The sequence below is a fragment of the Streptococcus sp. SO4 genome (assembly GCF_030440055.1).
Taxonomy (GTDB): domain Bacteria; phylum Bacillota; class Bacilli; order Lactobacillales; family Streptococcaceae; genus Streptococcus; species Streptococcus nidrosiense.
The window spans coordinates 57,213-81,541 of the sequence record NZ_JAQFJI010000011.1; the positions used below are offsets into that span (position 1 = coordinate 57,213).

Below are 24,329 nucleotides of genomic sequence, written 5' to 3' on the forward strand. Positions count from 1 at the left end.
ATATATAGAGTAGAGAATTTGAAAATAAAGAGTTGAAAACATTAAATATGCTGATACAAAGCAAATGGAAACGATTGCTAAAAGTGATAAAAATATTGTAAATAGAATTAAGAAAGCCTTCCCATAATTTCGATTTTATGTTATAATATTCACAAATAAAAGTTTTAGGAGTTAATATGGTTTCTTCAGAATTTATCTCAAAAATTGAGTTTGCTTGTAAGAAAAAGGAAAGTCTTTACAGTCAAAGTAAATTCAAGTATGCTATCCGTTCAATGTTTGCTGGTGCATTCTTAACATTTAGTACAGCAGCTGGTGCAGTTGGAGCTGACTTGATTAATAAAATTGCTCCAGGTAGTGGACGCTTCCTCTTCCCATTTGTTTTCGCTTGGGGATTGGCTTACATTGTATTCTTAAATGCTGAATTGGTAACATCTAACATGATGTTCTTGACAGCTGGTAGCTTTTTGAAAAAGATTAGCTGGAGAAAAACAGCTGAAATCCTTCTATATTGTACACTCTTTAATTTGATCGGTGCTCTTATAGCAGGATGGGGCTTTGCGCATTCAGCGGCTTATGCAAACCTAACACATGATAGCTTTATTTCTGGAGTTGTGGAAATGAAGTTGGGCCGTTCAAATGAACTAGTCTTGCTTGAAGCTATCTTGGCTAATGTCTTTGTAAATATCGCAATTCTTTCATTTGTTTTAGTCAAAGATGGGGGAGCTAAACTTTGGTTGGTTCTTTCAGCCATTTACATGTTTGTATTCTTAACAAATGAACACATTGCCGCAAACTTTGCATCATTTGCTATCGTGAAATTCAGTGTTGCTGCTGATTCAATCGCAAACTTCGGTATTGGAAATATTCTTCGTCACTGGGGTGTAACCTTTATTGGTAACTTTATTGGTGGTGGTCTACTGATGGGATTACCTTACGCCTTCTTAAATAAAAACGAAGATACATACGTAGATTAAAAGTTGGATTCATTCCAACTTTTTCTTTTTGTTTATCCATGCTATAATGAATGTAGAATAGATAAATATAGAGGAATAACATGAACGAGATTAAATGTCCCAATTGTGGCGAAGTATTTACAGTTAATGAAAGCCAATATGCAGAATTGATTTCTCAAGTTCGTACTGTAGAGTTTGACAAAGAATTACACGAGCGAATCAAGCAAGAATTGACATTAGTAGAACAAAAAGCCTTAAATGAACAACAGGCAAAACTGGCTCAAAAAGACCAAGAAATTGCCCAGCTTCAAAGTCAAATTAACAACTTTGATACAGAAAAAGAATTGGCTAAGAAAGAGGTGGAGCAAACTGCTAGTCAAAGTCTGCTAGAGAAAGAAAAAGAAGTCCAAGCACTGGAGAATCAGTTAGCTACCCTGCGCTTGGAGCATGAAAATCAACTACAAAAAACTCTTTCTGATCTTGAAAAAGAACGTGATCAGGTCAAAAATCAGCTCCTCTTACAAGAAAAAGAAAATGAGTTGTCTCTAGCTTCTGTTAAACAAAACTATGAAGCCCAGCTCAAGGCAGCCAGTGAACAGGTTGAATTTTACAAGAATTTCAAGGCGCAACAATCAACCAAGGCAATCGGTGAAAGTTTGGAACACTATGCGGAGAGTGAATTCAACAAGGTTCGAAGTTTTGCCTTTCCAAATGCCTACTTTGAGAAGGACAATAAGGTTTCAGCACGTGGTTCTAAGGGCGATTTTATCTTCCGTGATTTTGATGAAAATGGACTAGAATTCATTTCCATCATGTTTGAGATGAAGAATGAAGCAGACGGAACAGAGAAGAAACATAAGAATGCGGATTTTTACAAAGAGTTGGATAAGGACCGCCGTGAGAAAAATTGTGAGTATGCAGTTTTGGTAAGTATGCTTGAGGCTGATAACGACTACTTCAATACTGGGATTGTCGATGTTAGTCACGAATATGAGAAGATGTATGTCATTCGTCCCCAGTTCTTTATCCAGTTGATTGGACTCTTGCGCAATGCTGCACTGAATTCTCTCAAATACAAGCAGGAATTGGCGCTTGTTCGTGAACAAAATATTGATATCACTCATTTCGAGGAAGACTTGGATGCCTTCAAAGTAGCTTTTGCAAAGAACTATAACTCCGCTTCGACCAATTTTGGTAAAGCAATCGATGAAATCGATAAAGCCATTAAGCGTATGGAAGAGGTTAAGAAATTCTTGACCACATCAGAAAACCAACTCCGCCTCGCTAACAATAAGCTAGATGATGTTTCTGTTAAAAAATTGACCCGCAAAAATCCAACAATGAAGGCTAAGTTTGATGCCTTGAAGGGGGAATAGGAGGATCCTATGCAGATACGAAAAGCAACCATGAAAGATACTGAAGCCCTACTGTCTTTATACGAAGACTTGGGCTATCCAACGACCGCTTCTAAGCTGTCTCGACGTTTAGAAATAATTCTTTCTCAACCACATTATGGCTGTCTTCTAGCTGAAAGAAACGGAGAAATTTTAGGTTTCTTAGGTTATGCAAAGCTCTTCTTTTTTGAAGCAGATGGATCTTACTATCGTATTTTAGCTTTGTCAGTTGCAAAAGAAACAAGACGACAAGGAATTGCTAGTAGGCTAATCGATGAATTGAAAAAACAAGCGGTAAAAGAAGGAGTTAAGGCACTGGCTCTAAATAGTGGATTAACCGGTGAACGAAATGCTGCACATCAGTTTTATCAGACAGTTGGATTTGAAAAAGTGACTGCCGGCTTTGCCTTGCATTTAAAAACTCAACATAAATAAATCATGAAAAAAAAAATAGTAGAGGGAACGAAGTAATGTCTTCAACAAAAGGGAAAACCTTATATTTTAACGAAAAGAGCATGGACTATGTGACCTTTGGTAAAGGAAAGAAGTCTCTCGTTATCATACCAGGATTGGGGGATGGGCTTCAGACCGTTAAAGGTATGGCTATGCCTTTTTCAATCACATACCGTATACTTGCTGAACGTTACAAAATTTATGTTTTTTCTCGAATTAATGAGTTGAGGCGGGGTTATACGACACGGGATATGGCAGCAGATGTTGCAGAAGCAATGGAGGTGTTAAATATTACCAGTGCCTATGTTATGGGGATTTCACAAGGTGGGATGATTGCCCAATGGCTAGCTGTAAACTTTCCAGAAAAGGTTGAAAAGCTAGTATTGGCTGTTACAACTGCAAAACTAAGTAATCTAGGTAGGGATAGAATTAGTTGTTGGCTGAACTTGAGTCAAACAGGAACTTATAAAGATCTGATGATTAATATCGCTCGTCATTCTTACACGACTAAATCCTTTGGAAAATTTAAATACCTTTATCGAATAATGGGAATTTTTGGTCATATTAAAGATAAACAACGTATTGATATTCAGTCTGTATCTTGTTTGAAACATGATAGTCTAGATTTTTTGGAAAAAATCAACTGCCCTACGTTAATCATTGGAGCAGAAAAAGATGATGTTCTTGGCGTAGATGGTTCGTTTGGATTGCATCATCATATCAGAGGTAGCCAACTGATTATTTTACTAGGGTGTGGACATGCACTCTATGAACAGAATAAGGATTTCCAAAAAAGAGTTTTAGTATTTTTAGAAAGTTAATAAATGAACGGTATTATCAATTTAAAAAAAGAATCGGGAATGACCTCGCATGATGCAGTTTTTAAGCTGCGAAAGATTTTGGGAACCAAGAAGATTGGTCACGGTGGGACGCTAGACCCTGATGTTGTGGGCGTTTTACCCATTGCTGTAGGGAAGGCGACTCGCATGGTGGAGTTTATGCAGGACGAAGGTAAGATTTACGAGGGTGAAATTACTCTGGGCTATTCTACAACCACCGAAGATGCTAGTGGGGAAGTCGTTGCAGAGACACCCGTTTTGTCCCCCTTGGATGAAAAGCTTGTCGATGAAGCCATTGCTAGTCTGACTGGGCCGATCACACAAGTTCCTCCTATGTACTCTGCTATCAAGGTTAATGGTCGCAAACTCTATGAGTATGCGCGTGCTGGTCAAGAAGTAGAGCGTCCAGAACGTCAGGTGACGATTTATAGTTTCGAAAGAACCAGTTCCATTTCCTATGTGGAGAATCTTGCTCGATTTAGTTTCCGTGTAAAATGTAGCAAAGGGACTTATATCCGTACCTTGTCAGTTGACTTGGGAGAAAAACTTGGCTATGCAGCTCATATGTCTCATTTAACACGAACAAGCGCTGCAGGCTTGCAGTTAGATGATGCTTTGACCTTGAATGAAATTGAGGAAAAGGTTCAAGCTGGTGAGTTAGACTTTCTTCATCCATTAGAGATTGGAACAGGTGACTTAGTTAAGGTTTATTTGACTCCAGAACAAGCAGAAGAAGTGCGTTTTGGTCGCTTTATTGAATTGGAGCAAACTGAGAAGGAATTGGCTGGTTTTGAAGGTGATAAGTTATTAGCCATTTTAGAGAAACGGGATACTCTTTATAAACCAAGAAAGGTTTTCAATTGATTAGAGCTGGTGGAAAAATTGCAAACTGATGTTTAGTTTAAAAAAGCTGATAGACAGTCTAGTTTAGAAGAAAAATTATTTCGAAAAAGGGTTGAAAATACAGTGATATTTGACAGTTTTGCTTGCTTATGATAATATTTAAATAAAGAAAAGCTAGAAAACTTTCAGAGGATATTATGAGTATTGAGATGACTGTTAGTGAGATTGCTGAGGTCTTGGGCTTGTCCCGCCAAGCAATCAATAACCGTGTCAAGGAATTACCTGAAGAAGATACGACTAAAAATGATAAAGGAGTCACTGTGGTAACTCGCAGTGGCTTGATTAAGCTTGAAGAAATCTACAAAAAAACCATTTTTGAAGATGAACCTGTTAGTGATGATGTGAAGCAACGTGAGTTAATGGAGATTCTTGTTGATGAAAAGAATGCTGAAATCATCCGTCTTTATGAGCAATTAAAAGCCAAAGACAAACAGTTAGCTGAAAAAGATGAACAGATGCGTGTTAAAGACCGTCAAATCGCAGAAAAAGATAAGCAATTGGATCAACAACAACAGTTAACCCTACAAGCCATGAAGGACCAAGAAAACCTTCAGTTGGAGTTGGATCAGGCTAAGCAAGAAGTACAAGCAACGAAGAAAGGCTTCTTTGCTCGCTTATTTGGAGGATAAGAAAAAACTGCTTGGTTTCTAGGTATAACCAAGTAGTTTCTTTTTACACATACAGTAAGGGATGGATAAAATGGAAAAAATAAGAGATTATATTTCATTTGATTTGGAATTTAATGAACACCAAGATAAAACTCACTTGATTCAGGTATCTGCTGTCCGTTTTAAAGATGGTGAAGAAATTGGAGCTTTTGACTCTTATGTTCATACAGATGTACCATTGAAAAGTTTTATAAACGGTTTAACGGGTATCACTTCTGAAACCTTGAAAGATGCACCGATGGTGGAGGAAGTTCTTAAGAATTTTCAAGATTTTGTAGGCGAATTACCCCTTGTTGGATACAATGCAGCCAAGAGTGATTTACCGATTTTGTTGGAACATGGTTTGGATTATAGTAGCCAATATCTAGTTGATCTCTATGATGAAGCTTTTGAGCGACGCAGTTCTGATCTTCATGGTATTGCAAATCTCAAGTTACAGACTGTGGCTGAATTTCTAGGATTCAAGGGCCAATCTCATAACAGTTTAGAGGATGCGCGAATGACTGCGCGTGTTTATGAAGCTTTCCTAGAATCTGATGAAAGTAGAATCTTACTGGACTCCAAGAGTAGTCTAAACTCTAATCCTTTCGGTGGTTTAGATTTATCACAGCTGTTTGATTAGGAGGTTTTATGAAACCTGAAAAACCTAAAAAATTGGGATTTAAAAAGATTTACCTGAATCTGGATAAAATCCTCTTTCTATTTTTTCTAATCTTCATGCTGGTAGATTATATTTGGTTGCCATTGAACTCATTGATAGCAGGCTTTTTACTAAGTCAGACGGGCTATTTGTTTATTTCCTATAACAATGTTTTTGAAATTTTAAAACATGCGCCTTTAGTCAGCTTTGGTTTTTTAATCTTAATAGCCATTAACCTTTTAGTAGCTTATTTTCAAATTAGTCTTCTCTTCATTGGGGCTCGGCACCTTCTCTATCATGAGAAACGAACCTTGATTGAATATAGTCGCAAGGTATTTCGTGAAAGTATAGCCTTCATGAAACGTCTGACTCTTTCTAAGGCTTTGTTTATCTTCGTTTATATCGCTATGATTTTTCCGTTTATCAGGAAAATTTTTAAAATTTATTATTTTAATAAAATAGTGATACCTGAGTTTATTCAGACCTATATGGAAGATAAATACTGGATGTGGTGGTTATCTATTTTTATCTTAAGTATCCTATTTCTCTACATCTCTGTAAGAGTGATGTTTGCCCTTCCGAAAATTTTTTATGATAAGATGACAGTCAAGGATGCTGTAGTCTACAGTCTAGAAAAAACCAGGAATCATTTTTGGTTTTACGCTTGGCATCTTTTTCTAATTCTTGTCAAAACAAATCTTTTCTTCTATTTGCTTTTAATACCTCTATTGTTGATACAGTCTTTAGTGGATGGTCTCACACATCGAGAATCATTGGTTCTTGCTATTTCGAACTATATATTGATTAAAAATATCCACTATATGGCTTTGACTTACTTCTTGGTTAAGTTTACCTCCTTTTTAACTGGTGAGGAGTTGGATATTATGCCAAGACGAAAGAAAGATCATCTCATGAGATGGGGTGTAATGGGGGGCGCCAGTGTCTTCTTTGCGATTGAGGGTTATGTTTATCTAGAAGCACCCGTAGTCAACCCTCCACTTGTCATCTCTCACAGAGGTGTCTCAAATGGAAATGGTGTCCAAAATACAGTTGAATCCTTAGAAAAAACAGCTCAGTTAAAACCAGATTTAGTTGAGATGGATGTACAAGAAACTAAGGATGGTCAGTTTGTCATGATGCATGATGCTAACCTAAAAAGTTTAGCGGGATTAAATGTAACACCGCAAGACTTAACTTTAGATGAGTTGAAGCAATTAGATATTTATGAAAATGGTTATCAGACCAAAATATCCAGCTTTGATGATTATATAAATCGTGCCAATGACCTTCATCAGAAATTGCTGATCGAAATAAAAACAAGTCGAAAAGATAGTGCTCAAATGATGGATCATTTTCTAGATCAATATGGGGCAAAGATCAAAGTCTATGGGCATCAGATGCAATCTTTGGATTATCATGTTATTGAAAAAGTAACTCAGTATGATAAGGAAATTCCAGTCTATTTCATTCTGCCCTACAATTCCGTTTTTCCAAGAACGAATGCTACAGGTTATACCATGGAATATTCTACCTTAGATGAATATTTTGTAACCAAGCTTTGGAATACAAAACAAAAACTCTATGTATGGACAATCAATAGTTCGGAATCCTTTGATAAATCCCTACGTTTGGGAGTAGATGGCATGATTACGGATAATTTGGAAATGGTACAAGAAGAACTTGAAACTGCCCAGGAAGACCCAGAATACGCCGATTTACTTTTAAAGAAGGCAACGGAATTCTTTACTTTTTAGATAAGACAAAAGAGGCTGAATTCAGCCTCTTTTTATGCTATTAGAATGGTAATTTTCCTGCAAAAGCACCGAGTTTCTTTTTAGTTGCCTCATCGATTTGTTCAAGAGCTGCATTCACTGCCTGAACAGTCATGTCAGAAAGAGTTTCGATGTCTTCAGGGTCAACAACCGCAGGATTGAAATCAATTTTTGTGACCTTCTTATCTCCCGTCAATGTTGCAGTTACAAGGTTTTGAGCAGAAGTGCCAACAAATTCTGTAGCAGCAAGTTCAGCCTGACTTTGCTCCATTTGTTTTTGAAGTTTTTGAGCTTGGCGCATCATGTTTTGCATATTCATCATGGTGGTGTATGGCTTCCTTTTCTTTTATTTTCCCTATTATTTTAACAATTTTAACTAGAAAAGTCTATTTTTAATTTTAGTACTCTTTTTCTATCTTAATTCATTTTAAGATTTCTTTAAGTTTTCTATACTATTCTAAAGAACTCTATATTAATGGAAAGATGGATTTGAAAACCTACTTTTTATCATTCAAGATACCTTCCCAAAAAGTATGTAACAACCCTCTTTCTGACTAGAGAATCCTAGTATTTATTTCGATAAAGGGCTAGGTTGTGATATAATGGTAAAGAATGAGATTTTTAGAACAAACTAAAGGAGTATTAAAATGATCTACGCTGGAATTTTAGCAGGTGGAACTGGCACGCGCATGGGGATTAGTAATTTACCCAAACAATTTCTTGAGTTGGGCGATCGCCCAATCTTGATTCATACTATCGAAAAATTTGTTTTGGAACCAAGTATTGAAAAGATTGTAGTTGGAGTTCATGGTGACTGGGTTACACACGCAGAAGATTTAGTTGAAAAATTCCTACCACTTCACAAGGATCGTATTATCATCACCAAAGGTGGTGCGGATCGTAATTCTAGTATTGAAAAAATTATTGAAGCTATTGATGCTTACCGTCCACTGACAGCAGATGATATTGTGGTGACGCATGATTCAGTTCGTCCTTTCATCACTCTTCGAATGATTCAAGACAATATTGAACTCGCTAAAAACCATGATGCTGTTGATACCGTGGTTGAAGCAGTTGATACCATCGTTGAAAGTACAAATGGTCAGTTCATTACAGATATTCCAAATCGTGCACATCTTTACCAAGGACAGACTCCACAAACCTTCCGTTGTAAAGACTTTATTGATTTGTATGGTTCATTATCAGCAGAAGAAAAAGAAATTTTAACAGATGCATGTAAGATCTTTGTCATTAAGGGCAAAGATGTAGCCTTAGCTAAGGGTGAATACTCAAATCTAAAAATCACAACAGTTACAGACTTGAAGATTGCTAAAAGCATGATTGAGAAAGACTAAAAACATGATTAATCAAATTTATCAACTGACAAAACCAAAGTTTATCAATATCAAATATCAAGAAGAGGAGATTGATCAAGAGAATCATATCCTTATTCGACCAAACTTTATGGCGGTTTGTCATGCAGATCAACGTTACTATCAAGGAAAACGTGATCCAAAAATATTATCTAAAAAGCTTCCAATGGCTATGATTCACGAGTCTTGTGGGACTGTTATTTCTGATCCCACAGGTACCTACAAAGTTGGCCAGAAGGTTGTCATGATTCCCAATCAACCACCTATGCAGAGTGATGAGGAATTTTATGAAAACTATATGACAGGAACTTATTTCTTGTCTAGTGGTTATGATGGCTTTATGCGTGAATTTGTTTCTTTACCTAAGGATCGTGTGGTAGCTTACGAGGACATCGAAGATACAGTAGCTGCAATTACTGAGTTTGTCAGTGTGGGCATGCACGCTATGAATCGCTTCTTGACGGTTTCACATAGCAGACGTCAGCGTATTGCAGTTATTGGTGATGGTAGTCTAGCCTTTGTAATGGCAAATATTATCAACTATACCTTGCCTGAAGCAGAGATTATTGTTATTGGTCGTCATTGGGAGAAACTTGAACTCTTTTCATTTGCAAAAGAGCTTTACATTACGGACAGTATTCCAGAAGATTTAAGTTTTGACCATGGTTTTGAATGTTGTGGTGGTGATGGCTGCGGACCTGCTATTAATGATCTCATTCGTTACATCAAACCACAGGGAACCATTTTGATGATGGGTGTTAGTGAGTACAAGGTAAATATCAATACTCGAGATTCATTGGAAAAAGGTTTGTTACTGGTAGGTTCTTCACGTTCAGGACGTGTTGACTTTGAAAAAGCTATCCAAATGATGGAGATTAAGAGATTTGCCAATCGTTTGAAAAATATCATTTATTTAGAAGAACCAGTCAGAGAAATCAAAGATATTCACCGAGTTTTTGCAACTGACTTAAATACCGCATTTAAGACAGTCTTTAAGTGGGAAGTCTAATGGAGGACGATTGTGGAAAAAAATATTAAGGAAAAACTTACCTCTTTACTATCAACTGATGAAGATATTCTGAGCGTTGAACAATTAGGTGGTATGACCAATCAAAACTACTTGGTCAAAACAAGCTCAAATCAGTATATCGTTAAGTTTTTCGGAAAAGGTACAGATAAATTAATCAACCGCCAGAATGAAAAGTTCAATCTTGAATTGTTGAAGGATTTGAAATTAGATGTAGAAAATTATCTTTTTGATATCGAAGCAGGTATCAAGGTCAATCAATACATCGAAAATGCAGAGACACTTGATTCAACTACCATTAAAACTAAATTTGAGAAGATAGCTCCAATTTTACAAACGATTCATGCTTCGGGTAAAGAATTAAAAGGAGAGTTTGCTCCTTTTGAGGAAATTAAAAAATATGAATCATTGATTCAAGGGGAGATTTCCTATCCGAACTATGAAGTTGTCAGAAAATCTGTATTTTCTCTGAAAGACCAACTTGAAGAAATTGGAATGGATAAGAAATCGTGTCATATTGATTTGGTCCCTGAAAACTTTATTGAAGGATCAGATGGACATCTTTATCTCATTGATTGGGAATATTCATCTATGAATGATCCTATGTGGGATTTGGCAGCCCTCTTCCTAGAATCTGAATTTACAAGTGCAGAGGAAGAAGACTTCCTAAGTCATTATGAGAGTGATAAGACTCCCGTTTCTAGAGAGAAAATTCGTATCTACAAAATATTGCAAGATATTATTTGGAGTCTCTGGACTATCTACAAAGAAGAAAATGGTGCAGATTTCGGAGATTATGGAATCTCTCGTTACAATAGAGCTGTGAAGGAATTGGATTATATGGGAGGTTCTAATGAAGGCTAAAAATGGAGTTTCTTTTGGGCTACTATCAGGTGTGTTCTGGGGATTAGGATTAACTATTAGTGCTTATATCTTTTCAATATTCACGGATTTATCGCCCTTTGTAGTAGCAGCAGCACACGACTTTCTCAGTATTTTTATCTTACTAGGTTTTCTTCTAGTTAAGGAAGGAAAAGTACGTTTTTCAATCTTCTTGAATATTCGAAATGTCAGTGTTATTATTGGTGCTTTACTGGCAGGACCGATTGGTATGCAGGCCAACCTTTATGCAGTTAAGTATATTGGAAGTTCTCTAGCATCGTCTGTTTCGGCGATTTATCCTGCTGTTTCAGTCTTGCTTGCCTTCTTCTTTTTGAAGCACAAGATTTCCAAAAATACAATTTTTGGTATCTTTCTAATCATTGCTGGGATTATTGCTCAGACCTATAAAGCAGAGCAAGTGAATTCTTTCTATATTGGCATTCTTTGTGCCTTGATATGTGCCCTTGCTTGGGGAAGCGAAAGTGTTCTTAGCTCTTTTGCTATGGAAAGTGATCTCAGTGAAATTGAAGCCCTCTTGATTCGACAAGTCACATCCTTCTTGTCTTATTTAGTCATTGTACTCTTTACACATCATTCATTTGCAGAAGTGGCAAATGGCCAATTGTTCGGTCTATTGATTGTCTTTGCAGCGTTTGATATGATTTCTTACCTTGCCTACTACATTGCTATCAATCGATTGCAACCAGCAAAGGCAACTGGTCTAAATGTCAGTTATGTAGTATGGACTGTTTTGTTTGCAGCAATTTTCTTGGGGTCGCCCCTTAATTTACTAACCATCATTACTTCACTTATCGTAATGGCTGGTGTTTACATTATTATTAAAGAATAAAGGAGAAAGCGCGTGAAAGCGATTATCTTAGCAGCTGGTTTGGGAACTCGTTTGAGACCCATGACAGAAAATACTCCCAAAGCCTTGGTTAAAGTTAATCAAAAACCTTTGGTTGAATATCAAATTGAATTTTTAAAAGAACGTGGTATTAATGATATTATCATCGTTGTAGGTTATTTGAAAGAACAATTCGATTACCTTAAAGAGAAGTATGGAGTTCGTTTGGTCTTCAACGATAAGTATGCTGATTACAATAATTTTTACTCACTTTACTTGGTAAAAGAAGAGTTGGCTAACAGCTATGTTATCGATGCGGATAACTATCTTTTCAAGAATATGTTCCGTAATGATATCAAGCGTTCAACTTATTTCAGTGTTTATCGTGAAGATTGTGATAATGAGTGGTTCCTAGTTTACGGAGAAGATTACAAAGTTCAAGATATCATCGTTGATAGTAAGAATGGTCGCATCCTGAGTGGAGTTTCATTCTGGGATGCTCCAACAGCTGAAAAGATTGTTGGATTTATCGATGAGGCTTATGCAAGCGGTGAATTTGTAGATCTCTACTGGGATAACATGGTCAAAGATAACATCAAAGAACTAGATGTTTACGTAGAGGAATTGGAAGAAAATTCTATCTACGAAATCGACAGTGTCAAAGATTATCAAAAATTGGAGAAGATTCTCTCTTCACAAAAATAGGTAAACTAAAATACGTCAGACACCTTACCTATTTTTGCTTGACTTTTTAGGGTTGATACAGTATACTAGTAAAAATTTAACCTTTAAGGGAAGTCCAGAGAGGCTCACAAGGTGTCAGATAGAAAATAGATTACACAAACTTCGAATAAACAAAGTTTATTTGATTCTTTTCTGTAAGTATCTTACTGAAACCTTGCGATTGCAAGGTTTTTCTTTTTCTGAACCCCTTAAAATTTAAGGAGGAAACGGTATGAATCCAAATTGTAAAAAACGCATGGGTGCTATTCGCTTGGAAAACATGAAAGTAGTGTCTCAAAAGGAAATCGCACCAGCAATCTTTGAACTCGTACTTCAAGGAGAAATGGTTGAAGCTATGAAAGCTGGACAATTTCTACATTTGCGTGTACCTGATGATGCCCATCTTTTGCGTCGTCCGATTTCAATCTCGTCTATAGATAAGGCTAATAAACAATGCCATCTTATTTATCGTATCGAAGGTTCTGGTACGGCGATTTTTTCAACCTTAAAAACAGGTGATAGCTTAGATGTTATGGGACCTCAAGGAAATGGCTTTAACTTATCTGATTTAGACAAGCAGAGTCGTGTTCTCCTAGTCGGTGGAGGAATTGGTGTGCCTCCTTTGCTTGAAGTAGCTAAACAATTAGATGAACGTGGTGTAGATGTCACAACAGTTCTAGGATTTGCTACTAAAGATGCCGTTATTTTGGAAGATGAATTATCCAAATTTAGTCAGGTCTTTGTAACGACTGATGATGGATCTTATGGTATTAAAGGAAATGTATCGGTAGTGATTAAGGAATTTGACACAGAATTTGATGCCATCTACTCTTGCGGTGCGCCTGGTATGATGAAATACATCAATCAAACATTTTACGACCATCCCAGAGCTTACCTATCCCTAGAATCTCGTATGGCTTGTGGCATGGGGGCTTGCTACGCTTGCGTATTGAAAGTACCAGATAGCGAAACAGTTAGTCAACGTGTGTGTGAAGATGGGCCTGTATTTAAAACAGGAACTGTTGTTTTATAAGGAGAGTGTCATGACTACAAATCGATTACAAGTTTCTCTACCAGGTTTAGAATTAAAGAATCCCATCATTCCTGCTTCAGGCTGTTTTGGATTCGGTCAAGAATATGCCAAATACTATGATTTGGACCTCTTGGGCTCTATCATGATTAAGGCTACAACCCTTGAACCACGTTTTGGTAATCCAACTCCTCGAGTGGCTGAAACACCTGCAGGTATGCTAAACGCCATTGGTTTACAAAATCCTGGTTTAGAAGTCGTTCTCTCTGAAAAATTACCTTGGCTTCAAAGAGAATATCCAAATCTTCCCATTATCGCCAATGTTGCTGGCTTTTCAAAACAAGAATATGCGGCCGTATCTCATGGATTTTCTAAGGCAACTAACGTGAAAGCCATTGAGCTCAATATCTCTTGTCCTAACGTTGATCATGGGAATCATGGACTTTTAATTGGACAAGATCCTGAGTTGGCCCATGATGTGGTGAAGGCTGCCGTAGAAGCATCAGAAGTGCCCGTTTACGTCAAATTGACTCCAAGTGTTACTGATATCGTAACCATTGCTAAGGCTGCAGAAGATGCTGGAGCTAGTGGACTCACCATGATCAATACCCTTGTAGGGATGCGTTTTGATCTCAAAACTAAAAAGCCGATTATTGCAAATGGGACAGGTGGCATGTCTGGACCTGCAGTATTTCCGGTAGCCCTAAAACTAATCCGTCAAGTAGCTCAAACAACTAAGCTTCCAATCATTGGTATGGGAGGAGTGGATTCAGCTGAAGCTGCCTTAGAAATGTATCTGGCTGGTGCATCAGCTATCGGAGTCGGTACAGCAAACTTTACCAATCCATATGCTTGTCCAGATATTATCGAAAATCTACCAAAAGTCATGGACAAATATGGTATTGATAGTCTAGAGCAACTCCGTAATGAAGTCAAAGAAAGTTTGATCTAAGTTTTATATGCTGAATTCAGTCTAAATTGTTTTGAAAGCGCCATTTTTTTGGTATAATAAATACTATGATTATTACAGTACCTATTAAAACAGAAAAAGATATTGCAACACCAGGACCAAACGTCCTTGTACTTGGTTATTTTGATGGAGTTCATCTTGGACATCAAAAATTATTTGAAATAGCTTCTAACATTGCTGCTGAAAAGCGCCAGGGAGTAGCTCTAGTAACTTTTAACGAATCACCTAAACTAACTCTGAATCAATACTCACCTGAACACTTATTGCATATTTTGTATGCTAGTGAACGTGAGCGTAGATTGAAGAGAGCTGGAGTTGAGAGTTTGTATTTGATGGATTTCACTAGTCGAGTAGCAAATATGACTGCCCAAGAATTCATTGATACCTATGTCAAGGAAGCAAAGGCAGATACAATTGTAGTTGGTTTTGACTATACTCTTGGTTCAGATAGAAAAACAGCTGAGGATTTAAAAGAACTCTTCCATGGTGAAGTGGTTATTGTTCCACCAGTTGAGGATGAAAAGGGGAAAATTAGTTCAACGCGTATCCGCCAAGCCATTCTAGAAGGAGATGTAAAAGAAGCAGGAAAACTTTTGGGATTTCCTTTACCAACGAGAGGTGTAGTGGTTCACGGAAATGCTCGAGGTCGAACTATTGGCTTCCCGACAGCTAATCTAGTCAACTTGGATCGGACATATATGCCAGCTGATGGTGTTTATGCCGTTGACGTTGAAATTCAAAGAAAAGTCTATCGTGGTATGGCGAGTCTAGGTAAAAATGAAACCTTTGATGGCGAGGAAGAGCGTTTTGAAGTTCATATCTTTGATTTTTCTGACGATATCTATGGAGAAACTGTCATCGTTTCCTGGTTGAACCGTATCCGTGATATGGTAAAATTTGATAGCGTTGATCAATTGGTTAAGCAACTAGAAGAAGATGAAAAGATAGCTAGAAAATAAAATCAAAAAATAGTAGAGTTTGGGAATTTCTCAAACTCTTTTTTAGATAGGAAATTAACAATCTAAAAAATGTATTTTAAAAACTGATCAATTTTGATATAATTTAATGTTCAAACTAAAGGAGACGCTTATGTTTAAGGAAAAAAGTATAACGCAACGCAAGCTTTAGTTCTAAGAGATGTAGACCATCTTTATCTTGTAGAAACGAAGATTAATAAGTCTTTGTTTTCGAAAAAAATTATCAATTTTGTTATATCCGTAAGAATGGCAAGAAAAAACAAGATATGGTTTTGAAATCAACAAAAACAGTTCAAGAAGAGCTTGAAGAACTTAGGAGTCTTATTTCAAAAAATTACCCTGACATTTAACTTGGAGTTTAAAAAGAAAGCATCAAAATTTTGATGCTTTTTATGTTTATGCTAATCTTATTTAATTTTTACAATCTTGCTAAATTTTTGAGGTAATTCTTAAATCTAGTCAGCAGAGTTTTCTTTTTGTTATAAAATTCAGGAATCTTCAGTACGCTTGAAAAAATATGTATCCACCCTTTGAAATTTTCAAAGAAATTCCATCATTTCTACTAACTATGTAAAGTGCTAATAAAAATAGAAAGCATCATTTTGATAATTTAAATAGCTCAAATTGTTAATAGGATATCATCTCGTAAAGATAGTTTCATATTCTTTATGAAAATTAGATAAAATGACTAAATTAATAACGTTTTCTTTCTAATTTTTATCTGAAACAAATGGAAAAATTAGTTAAAAAATGGTAGAATAAAAGGTAACCTCAATTTTTATAATTGAAAGAAAAATGGAAGGTATTTACATGTTTTTTAAAAGAAATGAAGGTCAATTTAGAGAGACAGACCGTGTTACAAGATTTAAGTTAATCAAGTCTGGGAAGCACTGGTTACGTGCTTCTACCTCCCTCTTTGGTTTATTTAAAGTCATTCGTGGTGGTGTCGATACTGCTCAAGTTTCAACAGAAGTTGTTGAAGAGCGTTCTTCCACACCATTGACAGGAATCGATGTTCTTAAGGGGATAGTAGCAGCTGGTTCGGTTATCGGTGGTGGAGCTATCGTTCAAACACAGGTCCATGCTAATGAGCAAACTGCTGTTGAAAAAGTTATTGAGACAGATGGTACGCTCGTTACTACGGATAAAGTAGTTCTAGGGTCAGTTGGGCAAGAAAATCAAGAAACTCCAGCTTCAGATGTGACTTCTCAGTCTATTAGTGAGAGTGTTTCAGTCTCTGAAAGTCAATCGTTATCAGAGTCCTTGTCTTCATCAGTGTCTGCAAGTACATCTGCGTCAGAGTCAGCTTCAACCTCTGCCTCTATGTCAACTTCAGCATCTACCTCAGCTTCAACCTCAATTTCAACTTCAAGCAGTACCTCTGAGTCACTTACAAGATCAGAAAGCCTCTCAGAAACTGGTTCTACTAGTTCTGTTGCCACAAACTCAACAAGTAAGAGTGCTACTGATGAAACTTCTAAGGTTGAGGAAGTAGTGGCGAATAAAGATAGTGCTACAATTACCTATAAGTCAACTCCAGCTAACTTGAATACTGCTTCAGCAAGCGCAGGTGTTTCTGATAAAGTCAATGGCAATACTGCTGATATGTTAACAACAGCAGCGACAGGGTTAGTAACTGCGACTGAAACTGACAAAAAACGAGCAGAGCAAGAGAAAAAACTCAAGAGTCTTTCAGATGAGATTGGAACCTATCTCGGTCGTCTGGGAAATCGTGAGGGGGCTGAAAGTGCGCTTCTAAAAGGAAAAGCTACGATTGAAGCGATTCAAAATGCTTTGGCAGATCCTAACGCTGACCTTAACACCCTTATCTCTGAGGCTACTAGAACACGTAATACTGTGGTCAACACAGTTCTTCGTGCAAGCTCTGGAGCGCGTGACTACCGTAATGGTCAAGCTTTGACTTCTTCAAATGACTTGCGGATCCCTTATAACACAAATGCTTCTTTAGGAAATGCGATTTACAACCCAAGAGCTAAGTTGGTTGTAACCAATAAAAACCAAGCAAACTACTTTAAAACATCAGGGAATGCAAATCTAAGTGGTGGTACAGTAACCTTAACACAAAACACTGGTAATCAAGCTGGTTCCTATACATTGAAAACTAAGATAGATATGACTGAGAGTTTCACTCTGACAGGTAAGATCAATCTTGGAGATTCTTATGAAGGTCATACTAATGGTCACTATGGTGGTGATGGGATTGCTGCAGTGTTTTCAACAGCCGAACCGGGTGTCATCGGTAATGGTGGTAAAAATCATAATGGTGCTGGTGGATCTCTCGGTATGGGAGGAGACAACCTCAAGGGTTCCTTTGGTTTTAAGCTTGATACCTATCACAATACTAGTAGAACTAATCCTATTGATAAAGCATCTTCTGATCCCGGAAGTGTAGGTGGTGGTGGCGCCTTTGGTGGTTTTATCTATAACTATAATGGTAACAATGCTGGGGCACGAGGAACCGTCTATCCAGTAATACGTACATTTTCAAAATTGGCTCAAAATCCAACGGATAATTCTCTGAAAGATTACCAAGTTTCCTACGACGGTAGAACGAAAGAAATGACGGTTACCTACAATGGTCAAACATGGTCTATGAACCTGCAATCAGACAAACTGGCACTGATGAGTGATGCGAATGTATGGGGAAATCCAGATACTAATGCACTTAAGTACCAAAATACTTTCAATAGTTTATTATCAAACGCTGGATATCCTGAAGAGCTAGCCTTGGCTATTTTTGCTTCTACTGGTTCTGCATATAACTTGCAACAATTCAGACTAGAAAAATTTGAATACTCTGCTCGTGGTGCCTATGTTACAGTTAATTTCATCGATGCAGATACTGGAGAGGAAATCCCTGGTAAGGATGAGGTGTTTATCCAACAACTTCCAGGAACAACTGTAGATCTTTCACAATATTTGAACATTGATGGTTATCAGTTGAAGGCAACTAACGTTGCTACTGCCAAAGGATACGTTTCGGGCAATACTGTTAGAGTTCTTGAAGGAAAACAAGGAATTACCTATGCCTTCCATAAAATCAGACAAAATGAACTTTATAATGCAACTGCAAAGGTTCCAACTGTCTACGCTGTTCAGGGGGAAACTACCGCAGATCTTGCTAATGCAAATAATTTTGTGACTATCGATCCAGTTGATAGCTCAACACCAGCTGTAACTGGATATAGGATTTCTTGGCTAACACCAATCTCTACTAGTGCAACTGGGGCACAAACAGCTCAAGCACGTGTTACCTACTCTGATAACTCAACTTCGGATGTAACCATCAACTATACGGTCTATCCGAAAGTTGAAGCCAAAACCTACAATGGTGTGACAGGTAAGTTCTATGCCTTCAAGTCAAACCTACCTGGTGATAGAGTTACAGGAGGAGGATGGGCCAACAACATCGGTGGTACGATTGAACAGTATACAAACCTAGGAGACTCAGCATTAGCTGGAACAAAATGGTCCTATAAATATAAAATCAATAACCAAGGAGCTGAGACTGTTACTCCTGTCGGCACACAACGTTTCCAAGAAGTGTGGAACACTACTGGTTCAGATGCCAAGAGCCATAGTACGACCTATACTGTAGTTGCTACTTATCCAAATGGACGTTATGGTACTGTATCTTCTAGCAACCCAGCCTTGACAAGTGAGACCAGTTTTGACTATACAGTAGTTGACCCAGTGGCTAAGCAAGACTATGTGACTACTGCGGGTGATAAGGCTCCACTTGCTGATATCATTGCTAATCCAGGAAATGCACTGAAGAATTCGACTACTAATGTTACTTTCCCTTCTGGTACAACCTATAGTTGGGATCAAACTCCTGATGATGCTACAGTAGCAAATCCAGGATTTTACACTAGAAATGTGAGAATTACACTTCCACAAGGTTCATACAGTGGAGCTTTGGGAAATAACAGACCAGTTCCAGTAATTATCAAGGTCAATCCTCAAGCACCACAAATCGCAGATGATCAGGTAACTAACACAGGTGGTCTTCCAAATAAAGGAATTACAGTCACCAATGTGACGCCGGGTGCACTTGTTACCCTGACATTAAATGGACATACATTCCCTAAGACAGCGGGGAATAATGACACAAGTGTAACCTTTACTGCGACAGATTTGAAGGCTGCCTATGATGGAAATGACGGTCTTCTTCCAGCAGGTAACGTAACTGTTAAACAAAGTAAGGTTTTCCAAAATCCAGGTACTAGCGCAAACGAAACCTTGGAGTCAGCTACAACGACTAAAACTATTACCAAGGAAACTGAAAAACCAGTTATTAGTTATACTATCGAGGTTAAAAATGCACAAGGTACTTGGACTACAGTTTCTAAAAAGACAATTATCCAAGGAAAACCAGCTGGATATGAAATCTTTGCAGGTGATGATTATCGTGTAGTTGCTACTTCTAAGGATAATAGCGGAAAGATTAACAAGTTTGAGGTTTCTGATAACAGATCACCACAGACAAACTTTATTGATTCAAACTATGCATCGGGTGGTACTATAAATAGTATAGGAACTACTACTGTAGCTACCGACGCAAGTCCTGCGAAGATTGAAATTACTGGTAAATATAATGACACCAGAACTTGGTCATCAAGTAATTTTTGGACACGTAAATTCATTTCAAGAGATTTGAGTGGTAATGAGCTAGAATCAGAAACATTCATTGTAGCACAAGGGAAATTGAGTGATAAATTCCCAGGAGCTCAACCTACTAACGCCATTGCAGTTGCCAATCCAAATGCGTTGACAAATGATGAACGCACCAAGATTCTTGATGCAGTGAAAACTGCAAACCCTCAGGTAGCCAACCGCATTAGCGATTATAGTATTGCTACCGATGGTACTGTAACGATTACCTACAAAGATGGCACAACGAATACTGTTGCACCAAAAGTGAAGTATGGAGTTGAGAAAGTAGCGGATACTTTCTATGCTGTTAGCAATGAAACTTTAGCAAACCTCACCCCAGCAAACTTTGTACGTGCAGTTGGGGCTCAACCTCTTCCTACAGGAACTACGGTCAGCTGGAAGAAGGCACCGACATTTGAAGCTGGAGACCATAATGGCAGCGGTGCAGCTGTATTGACTGTCACTCATCCAGATGGTTCTACAACGGATCTATCCTATAACTACAAAGTTTATCCAAAAGTTGAAACCAAAACTCACAATGGTGTGACAGGTAAGTTCTATGCCTTCAAGTCAGATCTCCCTGGTGATAAAGTTACTGGAGGAGACTGGGCGAATAATATTGGTGGAACAATCCAACAATATACAAACCTAGGAGACACAGGTTTATCTGGAATAGCAAAATGGTCTTATAAGTATAGAGTCAATAACCAAGGAACTGAGATTGTTACTCCTGTTGGCACACAGCTTTTCCATGATGTATGGAATACGACTGGCTCAGATGCCAAGAGTCACAGTACAACCTATACAGTCATTGCTTCTTATCCAAACGGTCGTTTTGGTACGGTATCTTCTAGCAATCCAGCCTTGACAAGTGAGACAAGCTTTGACTATACAGTCGTTGATCCTGTAGCTAAACAAGATTATGTGACAACGGTAGGTGATAAGACACCATTAGCTGATATCATTGCTAATCCAGAAAATGCACTGAAGAATTCAAATTCTGATATTGCTTTCCCATCAGGGACTACATTTAGTTGGGTTGTGGTTCCTGATGATGCTATGTTGGCAAACCCTGGGGTTTATACGAAAAAAGTTACAGTCACTCTACCGCAAGGTTCCTATAGTGGAGCTCCTGGAAATAGTAGAACAGTTGATGTGACTATTAAGGTAAATCCGCAAGCGCCAGCTATTTCAGTTGGTTCTACAAATGAAACAGGTGGTTTGCCACAACGTTCGATCGTTGTTACGAATGTCACACCTGGAGCTCTTGTAACCTTAACTTTAGCTGGACATACCTTCCAGAAGACAGCTAAGGACAATGAAACAAGCGTAACCTTTGAACCTGCAAAACTGCAAGACGCATACGACGGCAACAATGGTCTTCTTCCGACAGGTGATGTAACCGTTAAGCAAGAGAAGACAGTCAGTCTACCGGGTGGTGGAACTGAAACCTTGACTTCAGCTACAACGACGAAGACGATTACCAAGGAAACTGAAAGTCCAGAAGCTACCTTTGAACTTTATGTCAAGAACGATAAGACTGGCCTATGGGAAAAACAAACGATCAAGAATAATGTTCGTCCAGGAGTCAGTGGTTACGAAGTCTTCGCAGGCGACAAGATTAAAGTTGTTTTAACTGCTAAAGATAATAGTGGTAAGATTAAAACTCTGAAATTAAACGATGGAACTTCTGATAAAGATCGCATTTTCCAAGATGGTTATTCTTCAGATGATGCTGCACCAGGAATTAAGGATACTCCTACTGAAGCTTCAGCAACTAATCCGAAAGTTCTAGAGTACACTGCTACTTATGGAGAAAATGTACAGTATGCAGATGGTAATAAATGGACCCGTGGAACTAGTGCTATAGATTTATCAGATAATACAGGTAGAGTCACAGCTGTAGTAGCACAAGGGAAACTGAATGAAAAATTCCCAGGTGTTAAACCAAGTAGTGCTATCCAAGTTTCTAATTTAACTTCATTGACACAAGATGATCTTAAGAAGATTCTTGAAGCGGTGAAGACGTCTAACCCTGCAACAGATTTCCGTATTAAATCGTACGATATTGATAGCAATGGAACTGTAACGATTACCTACAAAGACGGAACCAAAAATACAGTGACTCCTGATTTGTCGGATTCGGATCACAAGTCAGAATCAGCAAGTACGTCAGCGTCAACGAGTGCAAGTACATCTGCATCAGAGTCAGCTTCGACGAGTGCATCTGCCTCAACCAGTGCAAGTACATCTGATTCAACAAGCGCAAGCACATCGGCAAGCACGTCGGCTTCAACAAGTGCAAGCACGTCAGCAAGTACATCGGCTTCAACAAGTGCCAGCACATCGGTAAGTACATCGGCCTCAACGAGCGCAAGTACATCGGCAAGCACGTCCGCTTCAACAAGTGCCAGCACATCAGCAAGTACATCCGCTTCAACAAGTGCAAGTACATCGGCAAGTACATCTGCATCAACGAGTGCAAGTACGTCAGCAAGCACGTCAGCAAGCACATCTGCCTCAACGAGCGCAAGCACGTCAGCAAGCACGTCCGCTTCAACGAGCGCAAGTACGTCAGCAAGTACGTCCGCTTCAACAAGTGCAAGTACATCGGCAAGTACATCTGCATCAACGAGTGCAAGTACGTCAGCAAGCACGTCAGCCTCAACAAGTGCAAGTACCTCAGCCTCAACAAGTGCAAGTACATCTGCTTCAACCAGCGCAAGCACGTCAGCAAGTACATCTGCTTCAACCAGCGCAAGTACATCGGCTAGCACATCAGCCTCAACCAGCGCAAGCACATCAGCAAGTACATCTGCCTCAACCAGCGCAAGCACGTCAGCAAGTACATCTGCCTCAACCAGCGCAAGCACGTCAGCAAGTACATCCGCTTCAACAAGTGCAAGTACGTCAGCAAGTACATCAGCCTCAACAAGCGCAAGTACGTCGGCTAGCACGTCAGCATCAACGAGCGCAAGCACGTCAGCAAGTACATCTGCCTCAACGAGCGCAAGTACATCGGCAAGCACGTCAGCCTCAACAAGCGCAAGCACATCAGCAAGTACATCGGCAAGTACATCGGCATCAACAAGCGCAAGTACATCTGCATCAACAAGCGCAAGTACCTCAGCAAGTACGTCAGCCTCAACAAGTGCAAGTACATCAGCAAGTACATCTGCCTCAACGAGCGCAAGTACCTCAGCAAGTACATCTGCTTCAACAAGCGCAAGCACATCGGCAAGCACGTCAGCCTCAACGAGCGCAAGCACATCGGCAAGCACGTCAGCTTCAACAAGTGCAAGTACGTCAGCAAGTACATCAGCCTCAACGAGCGCAAGCACATCAGCAAGTACATCAGCTTCAACAAGCGCAAGCACATCAGCAAGCACGTCAGCTTCAACGAGCGCAAGCACGTCAGCAAGCACGTCAGCTTCAACAAGTGCAAGTACATCAGCAAGTACATCTGCTTCAACAAGTGCAAGTACGTCAGCAAGTACATCTGCATCAACAAGTGCAAGTACCTCAGCAAGCACGTCAGCTTCAACGAGCGCAAGTACGTCAGCAAGTACATCGGCATCAACGAGCGCAAGCACATCAGCAAGTACATCCGCATCAACAAGTGCAAGTACATCTGCATCAACAAGCGCAAGTACGTCAGCAAGTACATCGGCATCAACGAGCGCAAGTACGTCAGCTTCAACAAGTGCAAGCACATCGGCAAGTACATCCGCTTCAACAAGTGCAAGCACATCGGCAAGTACATCCGCTTCAACAAGTGCAAGTACGTCGGCTAGCACGTCCGCTTCAACAAGTGCAAGCACGTCAGCAAGTACGTCGGCTTCAACAAGTGCAAGCACGTCAGCAAGTACGTCAGCATCAACGAGCGCAAGTACATCGGCAAGCACGTCAGCCTCAACGAGCGCAAGCACATCAGCAAGCACATCGGCTTCAACAAGTGCAAGCACGTCAGCAAGTACATCGGCATCAACAAGTGCAAGCACGTCAGCAAGTACATCCGCTTCAACAAGCGCAAGCACGTCAGCAAGTACATCTGCATCAACAAGTGCAAGCACATCAGCAAGTACGTCCGCTTCAACAAGTGCAAGCACATCGGCAAGTACGTCCGCTTCAACAAGTGCAAGCACATCGGCAAGTACGTCCGCTTCAACAAGTGCAAGCACCTCAGCAAGCACATCTGCTT

18 protein-coding genes are annotated in these 24,329 nt (G+C 39.0%); 17 read left to right on the forward strand and 1 reads right to left on the reverse strand.

Translation table 11 applies throughout. The features are described from left to right. The first annotated feature begins 176 nt into the window (after positions 1 to 176). The 8 genes from PCY08_RS07770 to PCY08_RS07805 all read left to right on the forward strand — a co-directional run bounded on the left by PCY08_RS07770 (position 177) and on the right by PCY08_RS07805 (position 7,604). A complete protein-coding gene (locus tag PCY08_RS07770; protein WP_000254784.1) occupies positions 177 to 974 on the forward strand; it encodes a formate/nitrite transporter family protein in 798 nt (265 codons plus the stop codon). Between the two features lie 80 nt (positions 975 to 1,054). Then, complete coding sequence (locus tag PCY08_RS07775; protein ID WP_301559975.1) at positions 1,055 to 2,329, forward strand: DUF2130 domain-containing protein; 1,275 nt, start codon at positions 1,055 to 1,057, stop codon at positions 2,327 to 2,329. A gap of 9 nt (positions 2,330 to 2,338) precedes the next feature. After that, complete coding sequence (locus tag PCY08_RS07780; protein ID WP_301559976.1) at positions 2,339 to 2,782, forward strand: GNAT family N-acetyltransferase; 444 nt, start codon at positions 2,339 to 2,341, stop codon at positions 2,780 to 2,782. Between the two features lie 35 nt (positions 2,783 to 2,817). Then, positions 2,818 to 3,621 (forward strand): alpha/beta hydrolase, encoded by an 804-nt coding sequence (locus tag PCY08_RS07785; RefSeq protein WP_301559977.1) that lies wholly within the window; start codon positions 2,818 to 2,820, stop codon positions 3,619 to 3,621. Between the two features lie 3 nt (positions 3,622 to 3,624). Then, entirely contained in the window at positions 3,625 to 4,503 is an 879-nt protein-coding gene (gene truB / locus PCY08_RS07790; protein ID WP_301559978.1) for a tRNA pseudouridine(55) synthase TruB, read from the forward strand. A gap of 176 nt (positions 4,504 to 4,679) precedes the next feature. Further along, positions 4,680 to 5,171 (forward strand): chromosome segregation protein RocS, encoded by a 492-nt coding sequence (gene rocS / locus PCY08_RS07795; protein ID WP_000021254.1) that lies wholly within the window; start codon positions 4,680 to 4,682, stop codon positions 5,169 to 5,171. A gap of 70 nt (positions 5,172 to 5,241) precedes the next feature. Next, on the forward strand, positions 5,242 to 5,832 hold the full coding sequence (locus PCY08_RS07800) for a 3'-5' exonuclease (RefSeq protein ID WP_301559979.1): 591 nt from the start codon (positions 5,242 to 5,244) through the stop codon (positions 5,830 to 5,832). 8 nt (positions 5,833 to 5,840) lie between these two features. Further along, on the forward strand, positions 5,841 to 7,604 hold the full coding sequence (locus tag PCY08_RS07805) for a glycerophosphodiester phosphodiesterase (protein WP_301559980.1): 1,764 nt from the start codon (positions 5,841 to 5,843) through the stop codon (positions 7,602 to 7,604). A gap of 40 nt (positions 7,605 to 7,644) precedes the next feature. Here PCY08_RS07805 and PCY08_RS07810 read toward each other — a convergent pair whose 3' ends face one another. Continuing rightward, the gene (locus PCY08_RS07810) at positions 7,645 to 7,944 is read right to left on the reverse strand and encodes a YbaB/EbfC family nucleoid-associated protein (protein ID WP_000981533.1); all 300 of its coding nucleotides are present in this window, start codon (positions 7,942 to 7,944) and stop codon (positions 7,645 to 7,647) included. Positions 7,945 to 8,269: 325 nt separating this feature from the next. Here PCY08_RS07810 and PCY08_RS07815 point away from each other — a divergent pair, with 325 nt between their 5' ends. The 9 genes from PCY08_RS07815 to PCY08_RS07855 all read left to right on the forward strand — a co-directional run. After that, positions 8,270 to 8,977 (forward strand): 2-C-methyl-D-erythritol 4-phosphate cytidylyltransferase, encoded by a 708-nt coding sequence (locus PCY08_RS07815; RefSeq protein ID WP_223140913.1) that lies wholly within the window; start codon positions 8,270 to 8,272, stop codon positions 8,975 to 8,977. Positions 8,978 to 8,981: 4 nt separating this feature from the next. Next, a complete protein-coding gene (locus PCY08_RS07820) occupies positions 8,982 to 10,004 on the forward strand; it encodes a ribitol-5-phosphate dehydrogenase (protein WP_301559981.1) in 1,023 nt (340 codons plus the stop codon). A gap of 12 nt (positions 10,005 to 10,016) precedes the next feature. Continuing rightward, on the forward strand, positions 10,017 to 10,886 hold the full coding sequence (locus PCY08_RS07825; RefSeq protein WP_049508449.1) for a phosphotransferase family protein: 870 nt from the start codon (positions 10,017 to 10,019) through the stop codon (positions 10,884 to 10,886). Beyond that, positions 10,876 to 11,754 carry a DMT family transporter gene (locus tag PCY08_RS07830; protein ID WP_301559982.1) on the forward strand — a complete coding sequence of 293 codons (879 nt, stop codon included), beginning with the start codon at positions 10,876 to 10,878 and terminating at the stop codon, positions 11,752 to 11,754. The genes PCY08_RS07825 and PCY08_RS07830 overlap by 11 nt, the downstream gene beginning before the upstream one ends. Positions 11,755 to 11,766: 12 nt before the next feature. Then, a complete protein-coding gene (locus tag PCY08_RS07835; RefSeq protein ID WP_301559983.1) occupies positions 11,767 to 12,456 on the forward strand; it encodes a sugar phosphate nucleotidyltransferase in 690 nt (229 codons plus the stop codon). A 250-nt stretch (positions 12,457 to 12,706) separates the two neighbouring features. Then, positions 12,707 to 13,507: a dihydroorotate dehydrogenase electron transfer subunit gene (locus tag PCY08_RS07840; RefSeq protein WP_301559984.1), complete on the forward strand. Its 801-nt coding sequence runs from the start codon at positions 12,707 to 12,709 to the stop codon at positions 13,505 to 13,507. Then, a complete protein-coding gene (locus tag PCY08_RS07845; protein ID WP_301559985.1) occupies positions 13,470 to 14,456 on the forward strand; it encodes a dihydroorotate dehydrogenase in 987 nt (328 codons plus the stop codon). The genes PCY08_RS07840 and PCY08_RS07845 overlap by 38 nt, the downstream gene beginning before the upstream one ends. A 65-nt stretch (positions 14,457 to 14,521) precedes the next feature. Continuing rightward, positions 14,522 to 15,433 carry a bifunctional riboflavin kinase/FAD synthetase gene (locus PCY08_RS07850; protein WP_301559986.1) on the forward strand — a complete coding sequence of 304 codons (912 nt, stop codon included), beginning with the start codon at positions 14,522 to 14,524 and terminating at the stop codon, positions 15,431 to 15,433. Between the two features lie 828 nt (positions 15,434 to 16,261). Next, a partial coding sequence (locus tag PCY08_RS07855) for an accessory Sec-dependent serine-rich glycoprotein adhesin (RefSeq protein ID WP_301559987.1) occupies positions 16,262 to 24,329 on the forward strand: 8,068 nt, incomplete at its 3' end.